The organism is Oceanisphaera sp. IT1-181 (genome assembly GCF_033807535.1).
GTDB lineage: Bacteria > Pseudomonadota > Gammaproteobacteria > Enterobacterales > Aeromonadaceae > Oceanimonas.
Genome location: NZ_CP136856.1, coordinates 556,306 through 572,523 on the forward strand (window position 1 = coordinate 556,306; position 16,218 = coordinate 572,523).

At 50.4% G+C, this 16,218-nt stretch carries 15 protein-coding genes and 1 pseudogene; 14 read left to right on the forward strand and 2 right to left on the reverse strand.

Translation table 11 applies throughout. The annotated features are described in order from the left end of the window. The first annotated feature begins 7 nt into the window (after positions 1 to 7). The 6 genes from ffh to R0134_RS02530 all read left to right on the forward strand — a co-directional run bounded on the left by ffh (position 8) and on the right by R0134_RS02530 (position 4,923). A complete protein-coding gene (gene ffh, locus R0134_RS02505) occupies positions 8 to 1,396 on the forward strand; it encodes a signal recognition particle protein (RefSeq protein WP_319783333.1) in 1,389 nt (462 codons plus the stop codon). A gap of 215 nt (positions 1,397 to 1,611) precedes the next feature. Further along, positions 1,612 to 1,863, forward strand: a complete 252-nt coding sequence (gene rpsP, locus R0134_RS02510) for a 30S ribosomal protein S16 (protein WP_087036974.1) — start codon at positions 1,612 to 1,614, stop codon at positions 1,861 to 1,863. Between the two features lie 25 nt (positions 1,864 to 1,888). Next, positions 1,889 to 2,410, forward strand: a complete 522-nt coding sequence (gene rimM, locus R0134_RS02515; RefSeq protein ID WP_319783334.1) for a ribosome maturation factor RimM — start codon at positions 1,889 to 1,891, stop codon at positions 2,408 to 2,410. A 30-nt stretch (positions 2,411 to 2,440) separates the two neighbouring features. Then, a complete protein-coding gene (gene trmD, locus R0134_RS02520; protein WP_319783335.1) occupies positions 2,441 to 3,190 on the forward strand; it encodes a tRNA (guanosine(37)-N1)-methyltransferase TrmD in 750 nt (249 codons plus the stop codon). 33 nt (positions 3,191 to 3,223) lie between these two features. Continuing rightward, the gene (rplS, locus tag R0134_RS02525) at positions 3,224 to 3,601 is read left to right on the forward strand and encodes a 50S ribosomal protein L19 (protein WP_319783336.1); all 378 of its coding nucleotides are present in this window, start codon (positions 3,224 to 3,226) and stop codon (positions 3,599 to 3,601) included. A 140-nt stretch (positions 3,602 to 3,741) separates the two neighbouring features. Next, complete coding sequence (locus R0134_RS02530) at positions 3,742 to 4,923, forward strand: MFS transporter (protein ID WP_319783337.1); 1,182 nt, start codon at positions 3,742 to 3,744, stop codon at positions 4,921 to 4,923. Positions 4,924 to 5,031: 108 nt separating this feature from the next. Here the strand turns inward: R0134_RS02530 and mutH are convergent, their stop codons facing one another. Beyond that, on the reverse strand, positions 5,032 to 5,694 hold the full coding sequence (mutH, locus tag R0134_RS02535; RefSeq protein ID WP_319784287.1) for a DNA mismatch repair endonuclease MutH: 663 nt from the start codon (positions 5,692 to 5,694) through the stop codon (positions 5,032 to 5,034). Positions 5,695 to 6,382: 688 nt separating this feature from the next. Between mutH and rppH the strand changes: the two genes are divergently transcribed. The 7 genes and pseudogenes from rppH (at position 6,383) to R0134_RS02570 (ending at position 14,042) form a co-directional block, all read left to right on the forward strand. Beyond that, positions 6,383 to 6,895 (forward strand): RNA pyrophosphohydrolase, encoded by a 513-nt coding sequence (gene rppH, locus R0134_RS02540; protein WP_319783338.1) that lies wholly within the window; start codon positions 6,383 to 6,385, stop codon positions 6,893 to 6,895. Between the two features lie 166 nt (positions 6,896 to 7,061). Beyond that, positions 7,062 to 9,323 (forward strand): phosphoenolpyruvate--protein phosphotransferase, encoded by a 2,262-nt coding sequence (ptsP, locus tag R0134_RS02545; RefSeq protein WP_319783339.1) that lies wholly within the window; start codon positions 7,062 to 7,064, stop codon positions 9,321 to 9,323. A gap of 316 nt (positions 9,324 to 9,639) precedes the next feature. Next, complete coding sequence (lgt, locus tag R0134_RS02550; RefSeq protein WP_319783340.1) at positions 9,640 to 10,467, forward strand: prolipoprotein diacylglyceryl transferase; 828 nt, start codon at positions 9,640 to 9,642, stop codon at positions 10,465 to 10,467. A 1-nt stretch (position 10,468) separates the two neighbouring features. Beyond that, the gene (gene thyA / locus R0134_RS02555; protein ID WP_319783341.1) at positions 10,469 to 11,263 is read left to right on the forward strand and encodes a thymidylate synthase; all 795 of its coding nucleotides are present in this window, start codon (positions 10,469 to 10,471) and stop codon (positions 11,261 to 11,263) included. Positions 11,264 to 11,457: 194 nt separating this feature from the next. Continuing rightward, positions 11,458 to 12,651, forward strand: coding sequence for a Na+/H+ antiporter NhaA (gene nhaA / locus R0134_RS02560; protein ID WP_319783342.1), 1,194 nt, complete (start codon positions 11,458 to 11,460; stop codon positions 12,649 to 12,651). A 125-nt stretch (positions 12,652 to 12,776) separates the two neighbouring features. Further along, positions 12,777 to 13,720: pseudogene (nhaR, locus tag R0134_RS02565) on the forward strand (transcriptional activator NhaR). 22 nt (positions 13,721 to 13,742) lie between these two features. Next, positions 13,743 to 14,042: a metalloregulator ArsR/SmtB family transcription factor gene (locus R0134_RS02570; protein WP_319784288.1), complete on the forward strand. Its 300-nt coding sequence runs from the start codon at positions 13,743 to 13,745 to the stop codon at positions 14,040 to 14,042. A 157-nt stretch (positions 14,043 to 14,199) separates the two neighbouring features. On the opposite strand, the gene rpsT is transcribed toward R0134_RS02570, so the two are convergent. Next, the gene (gene rpsT / locus R0134_RS02575) at positions 14,200 to 14,460 is read right to left on the reverse strand and encodes a 30S ribosomal protein S20 (protein ID WP_087037002.1); all 261 of its coding nucleotides are present in this window, start codon (positions 14,458 to 14,460) and stop codon (positions 14,200 to 14,202) included. A 239-nt stretch (positions 14,461 to 14,699) separates the two neighbouring features. Between rpsT and murJ the strand changes: the two genes are divergently transcribed. After that, positions 14,700 to 16,214, forward strand: coding sequence for a murein biosynthesis integral membrane protein MurJ (gene murJ / locus R0134_RS02580; RefSeq protein ID WP_319783343.1), 1,515 nt, complete (start codon positions 14,700 to 14,702; stop codon positions 16,212 to 16,214). The last annotated feature ends 4 nt before the right edge of the window (positions 16,215 to 16,218 follow it).

Sequence of the window (16,218 nt, forward strand, 5' to 3'; positions counted from 1 at the left end):
CTATATCATGTTTGAAAATCTTACCGAAAGGCTGTCGCTGACCCTGAAAAATATCAGTGGTCGTGGTCGTCTGACTGAAGACAATATCAAAGAGACCCTGCGTGAAGTGCGCATGGCATTACTCGAAGCAGACGTAGCGCTGCCAGTGGTGCGGGATTTTGTTAATCGCGTCAAAGAGCGCGCGGTGGGCACGGAAGTGTCCAAGTCCTTAAGCCCAGGTCAGGCCTTCATTAAAATAGTGAACGCTGAGCTGGTGTCGGTAATGGGTGAGGCTAACGAAGACCTTAACTTATCCACCACGCCGCCTGCGGTGATCTTGATGGCGGGCTTACAGGGTGCGGGTAAAACCACTTCAGTGGCCAAGCTGGCAAAATTTTTAAAAGAGCGCCATAAGAAAAAAGTATTAGTGGTGAGTGCCGACGTTTATCGTCCGGCCGCTATTAAGCAGCTAGAAACCTTGGCCGCCGATTTAGGCGTAGAGTGCTTCCCCAGTAATATCGAGCAAAAGCCGGTAGAGATTGGTCGTAACGCGCTGGACTATGGCCGTAAGCAGTTTTTTGATGTGTTGATCGTCGATACCGCCGGTCGCTTGCACATTGATGAAGCCATGATGGATGAAATCCAACAGCTGCATCAGGCGATCAAGCCTATCGAAACCCTGTTTGTGGTGGACGCCATGACCGGCCAAGATGCGGCCAATACCGCCAAGGCCTTTAATGATGCGCTGCCGCTGACCGGTGTGATCTTGACCAAGGCCGACGGTGATGCCCGTGGTGGTGCCGCGCTTTCTGTGCGCCACATTACCGGTAAGCCGATTAAATTTATCGGTATGGGCGAAAAAATTGACGCCCTAGAGCCTTTCCATCCCGATCGCATTGCCTCGCGTATTTTGGGCATGGGCGACATGTTGTCCTTAATCGACCAAATGGAACGCTCGGTTGATAAAGACAAAGCCACCGAAATGGCGCAGAAGCTTAAAAAAGGCAAAGGCTTTGATTTGGAAGACTTTCGCGACCAGTTAGCGCAAATGCGCAGCATGGGCGGCATGATGAGCCTGATGGATAAGTTGCCGGGCATGAGCCAGCTGCCAGACAACGTAAAAGATCAGGTGAACGACAAAATGAGCGTGCGCATGGAGGCCATTATCGGCTCCATGACCCCGCGCGAGCGTCGTCATCCGGATTTAATTAAAGGCTCACGCAAGCGCCGTATCGCCTTGGGCTCGGGCACTGAAGTACAAGAAGTGAATAAATTGCTTAAGCAATTTACCCAGATGCAAAAGATGATGAAGAAGATGTCTGGCAAAGGCGGCATCCGCAAGATGATGGGCCAAATGAAAGGCATGATGGGCCCCGGCGGCATGGGTGGCATGGGCGGTGGCGGTCGACCGTTTTAAGCGCCGAGCCTAATTGTTAGCGTGCTGCGCTGGGCTTTAATAGCTCGGCGGCAAGTTTTGAAATCAGCACGACTAAAATTTAACCGCGTAAGGCCAACAGGCCGCTACCAATTTTGTTGCAATGACAGCCTATTGGAGTACAATTACGCGGCTTATTTTAAGCCAAGGTTCGCACTGTTTGCGAACCTTGTTTGTTCCGTTATATAGAGGACGATATGGTAACCATTCGTTTACAACGTGGTGGCGCTAAGAAGCGTCCGTTTTACCAAGTAGTAGTGGCAGACAGCCGTTACGCACGTGACAGCCGTTTCATCGAGAAAGTAGGCTTCTTCAACCCATTGGCTGCTGGCCAAGCTGAAAAGCTGCGCATCGATCTTGAGCGCGTTAATCACTGGGTTGGTCAAGGCGCGACTTTATCTGAGCGTGTTGCCAAGTTAGTAAAAGACGCAACTAAAGCTGCGGCTTAAGTCTGAATCAAGGTAGGGAATTAAAGTGAGCGAACCTGTAGTAGTAGGCCAACTGGGCGCCGTTTATGGCATTAAAGGTTGGTTGAAGGTCAACTCCTTTACCGACCAACCCGATGGCATTTTCGAATATCAGCCTTGGCTGATGAGAGTTGGCAGTGGTTGGCGTGAAATTAAGGTTTCGGCCTGGAAACGTCATAATAACGGCCTAATTTGTAAGCTCGACCATGTTGAGCAGCGCGAAGAAGCCCAATTGCTAACTGGCTCCGACATTGGCGTAAATGCAGAATTATTTAAAGCACTGCCTGATGACGAGTTCTACTGGCGTGACTTGATCGGCTGTCGAGTGCAGAACACCAAAGGCTATGATTTTGGCCAAGTGACGCAGTTGATGGAAACCGGTTCTAACGACGTATTAGTAGTCAAAGCGAATGCCAAAGACGCTTTTGGTCAGCGTGAACGGTTAATCCCGTTTATTGTTGATCAAGTGATAAAGTCTGTAGATCTTGCAGAGCGCATCATAGAAATTGATTGGGAACCGGATTTTTAACTTAAGTCATCTAGCACGGAGAAAATCATCATGTGGATAGGGGTGGTTAGCCTCTTCCCGGAGATGTTCCGGGCTGTGTCTGACTTTGGTGTAACCGGGCGGGCCGTTAAAGATGGTCTGTTGACATTTGAATGCTGGAATCCACGAGATTTCGCCCAGGACAAACACCGCACTGTCGATGACAGACCTTATGGGGGCGGACCTGGGATGCTAATGATGGTGCAACCCTTGCGTGATGCGATAGCCGCAGCACGAGAGGCAGCCGGTGAGGGAGCTAAGGTCATTTACCTGTCTCCTCAAGGCCGTAAGTTGGATCAGCAAGGCGTCGCCGAATTGGCCCAACAGCACAAGCTGATTTTGGTGGCCGGTCGGTACGAAGGAGTGGACGAGCGCATTATTCAAGCCGACGTCGACGAAGAGTGGTCGGTGGGTGATTATGTGCTCAGTGGCGGCGAATTGCCGGCCATGGTGCTAGTAGATGCGGTGGCCCGTTTGGTGCCGGGTGTATTAGGCGACATGGCCAGTGCGGAGCAAGACTCTTTCAGTGAAGGACTCTTGGATCACCCGCACTACACGCGCCCTGAACAACTGGCGGGAATGGCCGTTCCTAAAGTGTTGTTGAGTGGCAAACACGCCGAGGTAGCCAGTTGGAGAATGCAGCAATCGTTAGGTCGTACCTGGTTAAGAAGACCGGAACTATTAAACAACCTAGCTCTGACTGACACGCAAGAGCAACTTCTTGCCCAATTTATTCGTGAACATCACGAATCTAAACAGTAGAGTTTTCAGTTTACCCTAGGTAAAGGAAGTATCATGAGCAAAATTATTAAGCAGTTGGAAGACGAACAATTACGTACCGACCACCCTGAATTTGGTCCTGGTGATACCGTACGCGTATTAGTACGCGTGGCCGAGGGCGGTAAAGAGCGTCTGCAGGCATACGAAGGTGTAGTTATTGCCATGCGTAACCGTGGTTTGCACTCTGCTTTTACCGTTCGTAAAATTTCTAACGGTGAAGGCGTAGAACGTGCTTTCCAGACTCACAGCCCGTTGATCGGCAGCATTGAACTGAAGCGCCGTGGCCTTGTACGTCGCGCTAAATTGTACTATCTGCGTGACCGTACAGGTAAGGCTGCTCGTATTAAAGAGCGTCTTGTTGCCCGTGGCGCTGCTCCACGTAAAGCTAAGTAATAGCCGACCGGTTGTGTCAAAAGGCCCGCATTTGCGGGCCTTTTTGTTTTTATAGCGTGAGGCGTGAGGGGTTAATTGTGAGGCGTTATCCCTCACTCCTTACCCTTCACCCCTGACGTATTCAAAACAAGGAAATCTCAATGCCGATTACCGTATGGGGACTGGCGATAGCGCAGGCGTTATTGATGTCGGGCAATATTTTGCTGGTGTCGATCTCGGCCTTAGTGGGCAAAGAATTGGCGGCACACCCCGCCTTGATGACGCTGCCGATTGCTTGTCAATTTATCGGCTTAATTTGTGCCACCTTGCCCGCGGCGCATCTAATGCAACGCTTGGGGCGCAAAACCGGCTTCGTGATCGGTAACCTAATCGGTCTGTTTGGTACTTGGGTGGCGCTACAAGGACTGTTAGAAGTGAGCCTAAGCTTATTTGCGCTGGGCACCTTCTTGATTGGTATCGCCATCGGTGTCGGTCAGCAATATCGTTTTGCAGCATTGGAAGCCTGTGCTCAGCCATTGCATGCGCGTGCTATTAGCATGGTGATGGCCGGCGGCGTATTAGCGGCCATTATCGGGCCTAACTTAGCAATCCACTCTCAAGACTGGCATAGCGCTAGCCCTTACGCGGGCGCATTTTACGGCTTATTTGGCCTCTATGTGCTGGCCTTACTCTTGATCCTGTTGTTACCTTTGCCTAAGCCTGCGGTGATCAATGCCGAGGCTCAAGTAAGAAGTTATGGTCAGTTGTTTACTCAACCCTTACTGCTGGCGGCGGTAGCGTCGGGCATGATCGGCTACGGCATTATGGTGTTGATCATGACCGCCACTCCTTTGGCCATGAACCATGATCTGCATGACTTTAGTGCCACGGCCTATGTGATCCAATGGCATGTACTGGGTATGTTTGTGCCGTCTTTCTTTACCGGCGCGCTGATCCGACGTTTCAGCACGCGGCGGGTGATCCTCTGGGGCTGCGGTGCTTTATTATTGAGCGTGCTGGTGAATCTCACGGGGCAAGGTTTTTGGAATTATTGGTGGGGCTTATTGTTATTGGGCGTGGGCTGGAATTTCACTTTTATTGGTGCCACCCATTTATTGACCTTTAGCTACCAGCCGGCAGAAAAAGCCAAGGTGCAGGGCATCAACGAGTTTATGGTGTTTAGCGCCGCCGCCGTGGGCAGCTTATTCGCCGGCCAAGGCTTAGTGCTGCTGGGCTGGGCTTGGTTAAACCTGTTCGCCATCCCGTGGATCTTGCTGGTGGCCTGGTTGATCTGGCGACTAAAAGAGCAGCCCCTTCGGGGAGCGGTAAGCGATCAGCACTGAGTGCCAACCGGTGTGGGTTTGTAGGCGAACGCTTGCTCTCGCATTTCGCCGCAGGCGGAAAGGTTTAAATAACAGTGCAGCGTAAAGAGTCGCGCTCTGCGCTGTCACTCAAAGCATAAAATGCCGGGCCAGTAGGGCGGCGGTAAAGCCGGTTTTAAGGTAGAAGCCGCGCGGTAGCGTCATTATGGGCTGGCCGTGCAGACCCACGGCTTCGGTTAGCGCCTTACTGTTGGCGGCTTTGGGGCGCAATTGCAGTACTTGGCCATGGCGCGCACTTAAGGTCTGAATTTTCCCTAGGCTGATCAGCTCCATGATCTCTTCCCAATCTTGGCGTAATAGCTGTTCTTCTTCTGCCGTGGGTTGCCACCATAAAGGAGGCCCGACGATCCGCTCGCTTGGTGGCGTTTGGCGGGTGCCGATAATGGGGATCCACAGTACACAAGAAAGTTTATTGCGCACGTTTGAGTCTTGCCAGCGCAAACCACTGATGCCGATGAGGGGGGCCACACTGACGAAGGTGGTTTCTAGCGGTTTACCGCGCTCATCCACCGGTATGGTTTTAAGCTCCACGCCCAATTCTGGAAAGTCTTGCTCAGGCTTGGATCCCGCACTGGCGCCTAAGGCTAACTCCAATAATTGACCTATCCAGCCTTTATCTCGGCGCAGGTTCTCCGGCACCGAGAGCCCTAACTGCTGGGCAATTTCCGCTAACGATAAGCCGGTTAATTGTTCGGCACTGTGCAGCAAGGCGGCACGGTCAAGGGGGCGCATTCCTAAATTGTGCAAAATATAATCAACCTTAATATAAAAGATGAATACTGACTGGAAAGACAGTAATCGATGCAAGGTAATGATTTGAAAGGCATTATAACTAACGACGGATCCATCTAACCTAATAACGTTATCATATACGGTTTTTTGCTTACAAAAACAGCCGGCTACACAGGCTTATCCACAGAAATTCTGGATAAGTCAGGTGAATGCTGATTTTAGCATTTTTTTGGGGAAAATTTGCCGAGCACGGCGGTTGTTTTGTTTTGTTAACACTAATTTCACCTTAATGTTGTGGATAACTTGAGGGTGGTTATTTTTTGTACAGGTCAACTTGCTCACAATCAAATAAGTTTAAAATTGCCTGTGCAAAGATCCAGTTAGATCCTTTTTTTTGTTTTTAAGATTATGATTATATTGGTTTATTATTATTGAGTTTTAGGATCAAGCTCTGGCTTACCGATCGGCTTGCTGCACACTTGTGCAAGCTATACAGCCTTTATCACAAGCTTATCCACACAATATGGGGGCAAGTGATCCTTGATGGATCCTTTTTTGTTCATAACTATTGACAAAAACACAAGTTATTCAGAATTGGCTATTTCAGCTATGTGGACAGCATCATTTGCCGCGAATAGGGGAATATGGAACAATCCTCAGTATGTTATTTTTTTAGTCTGGTGATTGCGTGATAGATGGCGACGGTTTTCGTCCCAATGTAGGCATAGTGATCTGCAATCGCAAAGGCCAGGTGCTGTGGGCAAGGCGCTACGGCCAGCATTCTTGGCAGTTTCCGCAAGGTGGTGTGGATGACGGTGAAAGTCCGGAACAATCCATGTATCGGGAACTGTACGAAGAAATCGGGCTGCGACCTGAGCATGTAACTTTGCTTGCGGTCACGCGCCACTGGCTTAAATACAAGCTGCCTAAGCGCTTGGTTCGATGGGACAGTAATCCGGTTTGCATTGGTCAAAAGCAGAAGTGGTTTCTGTTGCGATTGGAATCAGAACAAGAGCCACATATTGAGTTTGGCTGTCATGGCCAACCGGAATTTGATGATTGGCGCTGGGTCAGCTATTGGTACCCGGTGCGCCAAGTAGTGTCTTTTAAACGAGAAGTATATCGACGGGTGTTAAAGGAATTTGCGCCTATCGTGATGGCGGAGCAAGGTCGGCGCGAGTTGCGTAAACGGCCGCGCTAAGCAGCGCCTTACGCTGCACGTTATACGCTGTAAGTGATTGAGGCGTCGGCGTTTTGGCTTGAAGTTCGTGTGCTTCGAGTATGAGAAATCGTAAAATTAAACGTAAGTTGCTTTACGTATAACGTAAGGCGTTAAACGTACGGCGCAACTTAAGGAGTAGGCGGCTGTGTTAAAGGAATTGCGGGAAATCGTCCAGCAGGTTACGGCCAGCTCTGACCTTAATGAGGCCATGAATGAGCTGGTGCGCCAAACCCGCTCTGCCATGAACGTTGACTGCTGCTCTATTTATCTACGCCAAGCACATCAGCAAAACTACCTGCTGGCCGCCACCGATGGTTTGGCGGCCAGTGCGGTGGGTCGCGCTAAAATCCCGCTGGGTGAGGGCATAGTCGGCTTAATTGGCGACAAAGAAGAGCTGATTAACTTGGCCGATGCCCGCTCCCATCCCAAATTCAAATATTTACCTGAAGCCCGCGAAGACGCCTTTATCTCCTTTTTAGGCGCGCCCATTATCCACCAGCGTAAAACCTTGGGCGTGCTGGTGGTGCAGCAAAAGCAGGAACGCTTGTTTGAAGAGGGCGAAGAATCTTTCTTAGTTACCTTGGCCTCCCAGCTGGCCACAGTGATTGCCCACGCCGAAGCCAAGGGCAACTTACGCTCACCTAACTGGCATGGCATGCTAAAGGGCCTAGCGGGCTCCCCTGGGGTGGCCATTGGTCGCGCTTGGGTATGGCGACCACGGATTGCGCTGGCTCAAGTCACCGAGCGCAAGACAGACGATCCACAGTTGCAACATCAGCGGCTGGATAAAGTCTTGATCCAAGTGGAAGATGAACTGAACGGCATGGCGCTGCGGCTGCAAGAATCACAAGCCAGTGAGTCGGTAGCCGTGCTGGAGGTGTATCAATATCTGCTGAAAGATCCGATATTTATTGCCTTGATCCGCCAGCAAATCGATCAAGGTTGGATTGCCGGCAGTGCGGTAAAACGTATCTGTGAACAGCAAATTGCGCAGTTCGGTCATATGTTGGATCCTTATTTGCGTGAGCGAGCGGCAGATATTCGCGATCTCGGCCAGCGGCTGCTCACGCGCTTGATCCACGAAGACGAAGGCATGCACAGCTTGTCGCTCGATGAGCCGGTGATCTTGGTAGCTGATGAAATTAGTGCGACCTTAATCGCCGAAATCCCACCCAATAAACTCAAAGGCATTGTCTCCGCTAAAGGCTCGGTGAATTCACACGCGGCCATTTTGGCACGCTCCATGGGCGTGCCGGCGGTGATGGGCATTGACCATAACTTTGAGTTGCTTGAAGACCGCTTGCTGATTGTGGATGGGTATAACGGTGAGCTCTTGGTCGAGCCGGTGGCGTCTGTGCTGCGCGAATATAAACGTCTGATCAAACAAGAACAGCAAATGGATGCGCTGTTTGCTAGTGTGGGCAATGATAAGGCGCACACCCTAGACGAGGTGCCCGTGACCTTGTTGTTGAATGCGGGTCTCAGCGCGGACACCACCATCAGTGCCAACGATACCGTGGATGGCATTGGCTTATTTCGTACCGAAATCCCTTTTATGCTGCGCGACCGTTTTCCTTCTGAGCAAGAGCAAATCACCACCTATCGGCGGGTAATGGCCAATTACGCGGGCAAACCCGTGTGCATGCGCACCTTGGATGTGGGCGGCGATAAGCAGTTGCCGTATTTCCCCATTGTCGAAGAAAACCCCTTTTTAGGTTGGCGTGGCATTCGGTTAACCCTGGATCATCCGGAAATATTTTTGGTGCAATTAAAAGCCATGCTGCGCGCCAGTCATGGGTTGGATAATCTGTCGATTATGTTGCCCATGGTCACTAACCTCGATGAAGTACGGGTGGCCAGGCGCATGTTAGATAGAGCCTGGCGAGAGGTGTCGGCTGAAACACCCGAGCAGGTGGTGATCCGCTACCCCAGCCTAGGTGTGATGATCGAAGTGCCGTCCTTATTATATCTTTTGCCAGAACTGGCCCCGCTGGTAGATTTTTGGTCGGTGGGCACCAATGATCTCACCCAATATTTACTGGCGGTGGATCGCAACAATGGTCGGGTAGCCAATATTTATGATGCGCTGCATCCGGCGGTATTACGCGCCTTGCAGCAGATTATTGACACCGGTGAGCGTTTTGGTAAGCCGGTATCAATTTGCGGTGAGCTGGCGGGGGATCCGATTGGCGTGTTGATCCTGCTCGCCATGGGTTATCGGCGTTTTAGTATGAACAGCAGTAATATTTTGCGCATTAAATACATAGTGCGCCAATCACGCTGCGACGAGCTAAAAAAACTGTTAGCTGAAACCGAAGGCCAGCAGCAATTGGGTTCGATCAAACAGATCTTCGGTCGCTACCTAGAAGAGCGCGGCCTAAGCGGCTTGCTGCGCGGGCCGCGTTGATTATTGAGAGTGAGGCGTAAGGCGTGAGGCGTAAAGTGGGAAGAAGACGAGATAACCTCAGATTCCGCGTTCTTCTGTTGAAATAATGTTTAGATTGCTTCATTCCAAACCATCCTGCTGCGCAGGACCGTCGAACAAGTTGACGGCTACAAGCAAGGGCTCTTGCCATTAAGATCTCTTTATTCCGTGTATTCCGTGGCAAAAAGAAAGCTTTAATTTTTAACTTTGCGCCCAGCTCGCCAAAGGGCTCGTTTTTCTGGCAATTATTCCTGTGCGATCGCACAATACCCCCTTTTTGTTGTTTCTGGAGAAAGGCATGTCTGAAGGCCACTGGGTGTTCCCCGGTTTCGATCCCATTGCTATCCAAATAGGCCCGCTGGCGGTGCATTGGTATGGTTTGATGTATTTACTGGGCTTTGTGTTTGCTTGGCTAATGGCGACGCGACGTGCGGGCCAGCCCGGCTCCCAATGGACCAAAGATCAGGTGTCGGATGTGCTCTTCTATGGCTTCTTAGGCGTGATCGTCGGTGGTCGCCTGGGTTATGTGTTCTTCTATCAGTTTGATGCCTTCTTGGACGACCCCCTGTATCTGGTTAAGATCTGGACCGGCGGCATGTCGTTTCATGGCGGCTTAATTGGTGTGATCATCGCCCTGTGGTTATTTGCCCGTAAGCAGAAAAAAACCTTTTTTGCGGTGTCTGATTTTATCGCGCCCTTGATCCCCTTTGGTTTAGGCGCAGGGCGTATCGGTAACTTTATCAATGGCGAGCTTTGGGGCCGAGTCACTGAAGTGCCGTGGGGCATTATTTTCCCCGCCGCCGGCATGCTGCCCCGCCATCCTTCCCAGCTGTATCAATTTGCGCTGGAAGGCGTGGTGTTATTGATAATCTTGAACTTGGCTTGGCGACTGCGTGCGCCCCGTGGTGCTATCTCTGGCTTGTTCCTCGCCTGTTATGGCCTATTCCGCTTTATGGTGGAGTTTGTGCGGGAGCCGGATGCGCAGTTAGGCTTGTACCTTGACTTGTTCAGCATGGGCCAGTTGTTATCCATGCCCATGATGTTGGCCGGTGGCATTATGTTGTGGGCCGCTTTTGCTCGCCCCCAGTGGTACACCCGCAATGATTTACTAACGGAGAACAAATAGCGTGAAAGCTTATCTTGATTTAATGCAGCATATTTTAGACAAAGGTGCGGTTAAAGAAGACCGCACCGGCACCGGTACCTTGTCCGTATTCGGCCATCAGATGCGCTTTGATTTGGCTGAGGGTTTTCCGTTAGTCACCACTAAAAAGTGCCATCTCAAGTCGATCATTCATGAATTGCTGTGGTTTTTAAACGGCGACACTAATACCGGCTATCTCAAAGAGCACGGCGTGCGCATCTGGGATGAGTGGGCCGATGACAATGGCGATTTAGGGCCGGTTTATGGCCATCAGTGGCGCAGCTGGCAAGGGGCTAACGGCCAAGTCGTTGACCAAATCAGTGAAGCGCTGCACACCATCAAGACTAATCCCGATAGCCGACGCATTATTGTCTCAGCCTGGAACGTGGGTGAGCTGGATCAAATGGCGCTCGCACCTTGTCATGCACTGTTCCAGTTTTATGTGGTGAACGGCAAGTTGTCTTGTCAGCTTTATCAGCGCAGCTGTGATGTGTTTTTAGGCTTGCCCTTTAATATCGCAAGCTACGCGCTGTTAACGCACATGATGGCGCAACAGGCGGGGCTGGAAGTGGGAGACTTTGTCTGGACCGGTGGCGATGTGCATTTGTATCGTAATCATCTGGAGCAAACGGCGTTGCAGTTAACGCGCCAGCCTTTCGCCTTGCCTCGTTTAACCTTGGCCAGAAAACCGGACTCCTTATTTGATTATGCCTTTGAGGACTTCGTACTCGAAGGCTATGAAGCACACCCGCATATTAAGGGCGCAGTAGCCATTTAACTCAAGATCCAATATGTTATGGGGGCGTTGCTAGAGGCAACAGACCCTAAGGTGTTTGCTTTTTTTTTAATTGAAAATCTATAATTAACGGCAAAGGTGACGTCGTCTGAGCTAGATAACGCAAGGGAATGCCCTTTAGGGATGAGCCGAGTATATTCGGTGGCGGATCGTTGATGAGAAGGAGTCTCTATCATATGGCCTATGTACTAAAACGTTTCCTGGCAATGGAATCTTCTGGCGGTATTTTGTTAATTATTGCCGCCATTATTGCCATGCTGATGGCCAATACGGGTTTGTCTGATATCTATCAGAACGTACTAAATACCCAAATTCAGCTGCGCATCAGTAGTCTTGATTTGGATAAAACCCTCGCTCATTGGGTAAATGATGGCCTAATGGCGATTTTTTTCTTGGTGATTGGCCTAGAAGTGAAACGCGAGCTGGTCTCGGGCGCGCTCTCTAGCCGAGAAAAAGCCATGTTTCCCGCGATAGCTGCAATAGGCGGCATGCTGTTTCCGGCCTTGTGGTTTTTGTTGTTTAACGTTGGCGAAGGCGCAAGCCAAAATGGTTGGGCCATTCCGACCGCCACCGATATTGCGTTTGCGTTGGGCGTGATAGCTTTGCTGGGCAAGCGAGTACCGCTGAGTCTTAAAGTGTTTTTACTGGCGTTGGCCATTATTGATGACTTGGGCGCTATCATCATCATTGCGCTGTTTTATAACCATGGCATATCGATACCCGCGCTGTCGGTGGCGGCATTAGGTATTGGTGGCTTGTACTGGCTTAACCGCGCGCAGGTGAAGAACCTAGTGCCGTATCTGATCTTGGGCTGGGTAGTCTGGGTGGCGGTACTGCAGTCTGGGGTGCACGCTACGATAGCCGGCGTAATTTTGGGCTTTTTGATCCCCCTACATGGAATTAAGTTCTCACCGTCTCAAGAGCTAGAGCGCTTTTTGCATCCTTGGTGTGCCTTTTTTATCTTGCCGTTGTTTGCGTTTGTGAATGCGGGAGTCTCACTTAAGGGCTTGTCTTTATCTGATCTGGCAGCACCGCTGCCGCTCGGCATAATGGCCGGCTTACTGCTAGGCAAACCGATGGGCATCTTTTTAAGTGCTTGGTTGGCGGTACGCTTAGGCTGGGCACAGTTGCCGACTGGCGTCTGTATGAGACAGATATTTGCCGTGTCCGTGCTCTGTGGTATCGGCTTTACGATGTCTATTTTCATCGCCTCTCTTGCCTTCGCACAAACCCCTGAACTGGCTAATCTATCGCGCTTAGGTATTTTATTGGGCTCGACCTTGGCGGCCAGCTTGGGCTACACGCTCTTGTATGTCATTTTGCCACGGCATCAGTTAAAGCCGGTGGGGGAAGTGGAAACGCAAAGCTAACTCGCGTGTAAAGCTTACCTGTTTTGGCTTAAACGGCCATTACGACCGTGACCAAGAACAAAGCGGCTGGGTATTCAAACCCAGCCGCTTTTATTATGATGGGGCACATGTCGTGGAGATTTCCTTTGTCACACCTTAATTACAATCATCTGTATTACTTTTGGATGACGCAAAAGAAGGGCTCGGTGACCAAAGCCGCCGAGGCCTTATTCTTAACACCGCAAACCGTCACCGGACAGGTCCGCCAGCTCGAGCAACGCTTGGGCGGTAAGCTATTCAAACGCAAAGGCCGGCAATTGGAAGCCAGTGAGCTGGGCCAATTGGTGTTTAAGTATGCGGATCGCATGTTTAGCTTGTCCTATGAAATGCTGGATATCGTCCATTATCGTAAAGAAGATCATCTGATTTTTGATGTGGGTGTCGCGGATGCGCTCTCTAAGCGCTTGGCGAGCCGGGTGCTAATGTCGGTGATCCCTAACGACGGCTCGATTCACCTGCGCTGTTATGAGTCGACCCACGAGATGCTGCTCGAGCAATTGAGCGAGCATAAGTTGGATATGATCCTATCGGACTGCCCCGTAGACTCCGCACAACATGCCGGCTTGTTATCGAAGAAGCTCGGCGAGTGTGAAATGGGTTTTTATTGTCGTGAGCCGCTGCCCACTAAACCCTTTCCTGAGTGCTTAGAAGAGCGCCGCTTGCTGATACCGGGTCGTCTACCGCCATGGGCCGACAATTGCGCCATTGGTTAGAAGTACAGGGCTTAAAGCCGCAAATTCTCGGTGAGTTTGATGATGCAGCCTTGATGAAGGCGTTTGCCTTTTTTAATCAGGGCATCTTCGTAGCACCAGCCATTTATCGAGACGCGATTTTGCAATATCAGCCGGTGGTCGAGATTGGCCGAGTTGAAGAGCTAAAAGAAGAATATTACGTTATTTTCGCCGAACGTATGATACAACACCCTGCGGTGAAGCGATTATGCGAAAGTGATTTTAGTATGTTGTTTTCTGGTTTAGACGATTTTTCTACTGGTATTGCGCCCGTCAGCTTTGACGGCGAATTTAGTTAAACATCTTAACGTGGGCATAATGATGGATATGGATGCAATGCGAGCGGGCGCGGCCAATGCCGTTAAGCTGCTGAAGGCGCTGGCGAATGAGCGCAGATTATTTATTTTGTGTCATCTACTCGACAAAGAATTGTCGGTAGGGGAAATGAACCAACACTTAGGTCTAAGCCAATCGGCACTTTCCCAGCACTTGGCCTTGCTCCGTAACGACGGTTTCGTTCGCACCCGTAAAGAAGCGCAAACTGTGTATTACTCACTAAAAAGTGAAGAAGTACGAGAAGTGATCAGCCTACTGCATAAGCTGTATTGCAGTGAGAAGTAATGTTGAAAACCACGCGGTACGCTTTACGTTGCGCGCTTTACGTAATTAACTAACGTAAGGCGTAGCACGTACAGCGTAAGACGTTATTTTCACAAAAATCAGACAATAAAAAACCGGCGTGAGCCGGTTTTTTTTTACGCTGCATAAAGACTGTAACTTACAGAGCTTTAATTTTTGCGTTCAAGCGGCTCTTATGACGAGCAGCTTTATTCTTATGGATCAGACCTTTAGTGGCCATGCGATCTAAAAGAGGTTGTGCAGTGTCAAACGCCTGTTGAGCGTTTGCTTTATCGCCAGTCGCGATAGCTGCAAGTACTTTTTTCATGTAAGTGCGAACCATAGAACGACGGCTGGCATTGTGCTTACGGCGTTTCTCAGATTGAAGCGCGCGTTTCTTAGCAGACTTGATATTAGCCAAGGTAAAACTCCTAAAACTGTCTTAGCGAGTGAGAATAAAAGGCCGAGGAATATGCCTTTTTCACTACGGATTGTCAATTGGTTTGTGCAAATAAACATCGCCCTGTGGTCAGATACAGAGCCGAAGGTTAAACTGTCGGCCGAATTCTACCAGCATTACCCCACCTTCAGCAATTTTCTTACTACGAGGTTTTCATTTTGAGTAAGGTGCTTTTACGATCAGGTCTAATTGTATCGGCCATGACACTGATTTCTCGGGTGTTAGGCTTGGTGCGAGACGTAGTGATCGCTAACTTGTTAGGCGCTGGTGCGTCTGCAGATGTGTTCTTTTTTGCCAACCGTATTCCCAACTTTTTACGTCGTCTATTCGCCGAAGGTGCCTTCAATCAGGCCTTTATTCCGGTGATGACAGAATACAAACAAACTCGCAGTTTTAAGGATACGCAGGACCTAATTGCCGCCGTTTCCGGCACCCTTGGCATGATAGTGACGGTGGTGACCTTAATTGGCATGGTCGGTTCTGGCATTGTGACCGCCATATTTGGCATCGGCTGGTTTTTAGAATGGATGAATGATGGGCCTGAAGCTTATAAATTTGAGCTGGCCTCAGTACTGCTAAAAGTGACCTTTCCCTACCTGTGGTTTATCTGTTTTACCGCCATGTCTGGGGCGATTTTAAATACCTTTGGCAAGTTTGCGGTGTCGTCTTTTACGCCGGTGTTTCTGAATCTGGCCATGATTGGTGCCGCACTCTGGATATCGCCCAAGATGGCGCAACCAGAAATGGGCTTGGCCATAGGGGTGTTTCTCGGTGGCTTGATACAATTTTTGTTTCAGTTTCCGTTTTTGCGCCGCATCCACATGCTGGTGCGCCCCCGCTGGGCTTGGCATCATCCGGGAGTGGTAAAAATCCGCACCCTGATGATCCCCGCCTTGTTCGGAGTGTCGGTCAGCCAAGTAAACCTGTTGTTTGATACCATGCTGGCGTCCTTTCTCGCCACCGGCTCCATTAGTTATTTGTATTATTCGGATCGCTTGTTGGAATTTCCACTAGGCCTATTTGGCATTGCCATTGCCACTGTGATTTTACCGGCCTTATCCAGCCGCCATGTGGAGCAGTCTAAAGAGGGCTTTGCCGCCACCATGGACTGGGGCGTGCGCATGGTGTTGCTGATGGGCTTTCCGGCCATGTTAGGCCTGATTGTATTAAGCGAGCCCATGCTGCGGGTACTGTTTATGCGCGGTGAGTTTGGGGTGGTGGAAGTGACGGCGGCCAGTAAGAGCTTGATTGCCTATGGCGTGGGCCTGCAAGCCTTTATGCTGATCAAGGTGTTGGCGCCGGGTTACTATGCCCGCCAAGACACCAAGACCCCGGTGCGCTTTGGTATTATTGCTATGGTGGCCAATATGGTGATGAACGGTATCCTGATTTTCCCTATGGGCTACGTGGGCTTAGCCTTGGCTACCGCACTGTCTGGCATCTTGAACGCGGGCTTGCTGGCATGGGGCTTGAGTAAGCGTGGTATTTACCATCCGAGCCGTAAAACCCTGTGGTTTGCCGGTAAAGTTGCCCTAGCAAGTACGGCAATGGCTGCGCTATTAGTCTGGTTATCGCCGCCGCTTAGCACGTGGGCACAGTGGGGCATGCTGAGCAGTGCTGGGCATCTGCTGGCCTATATTGGAGCGGGTGCTGTGTGTTACGGTGCCTTACTGGTGCTCACTGGTGTGCGCTTGTCGCATTTTAAAAGCCTATAGAGCT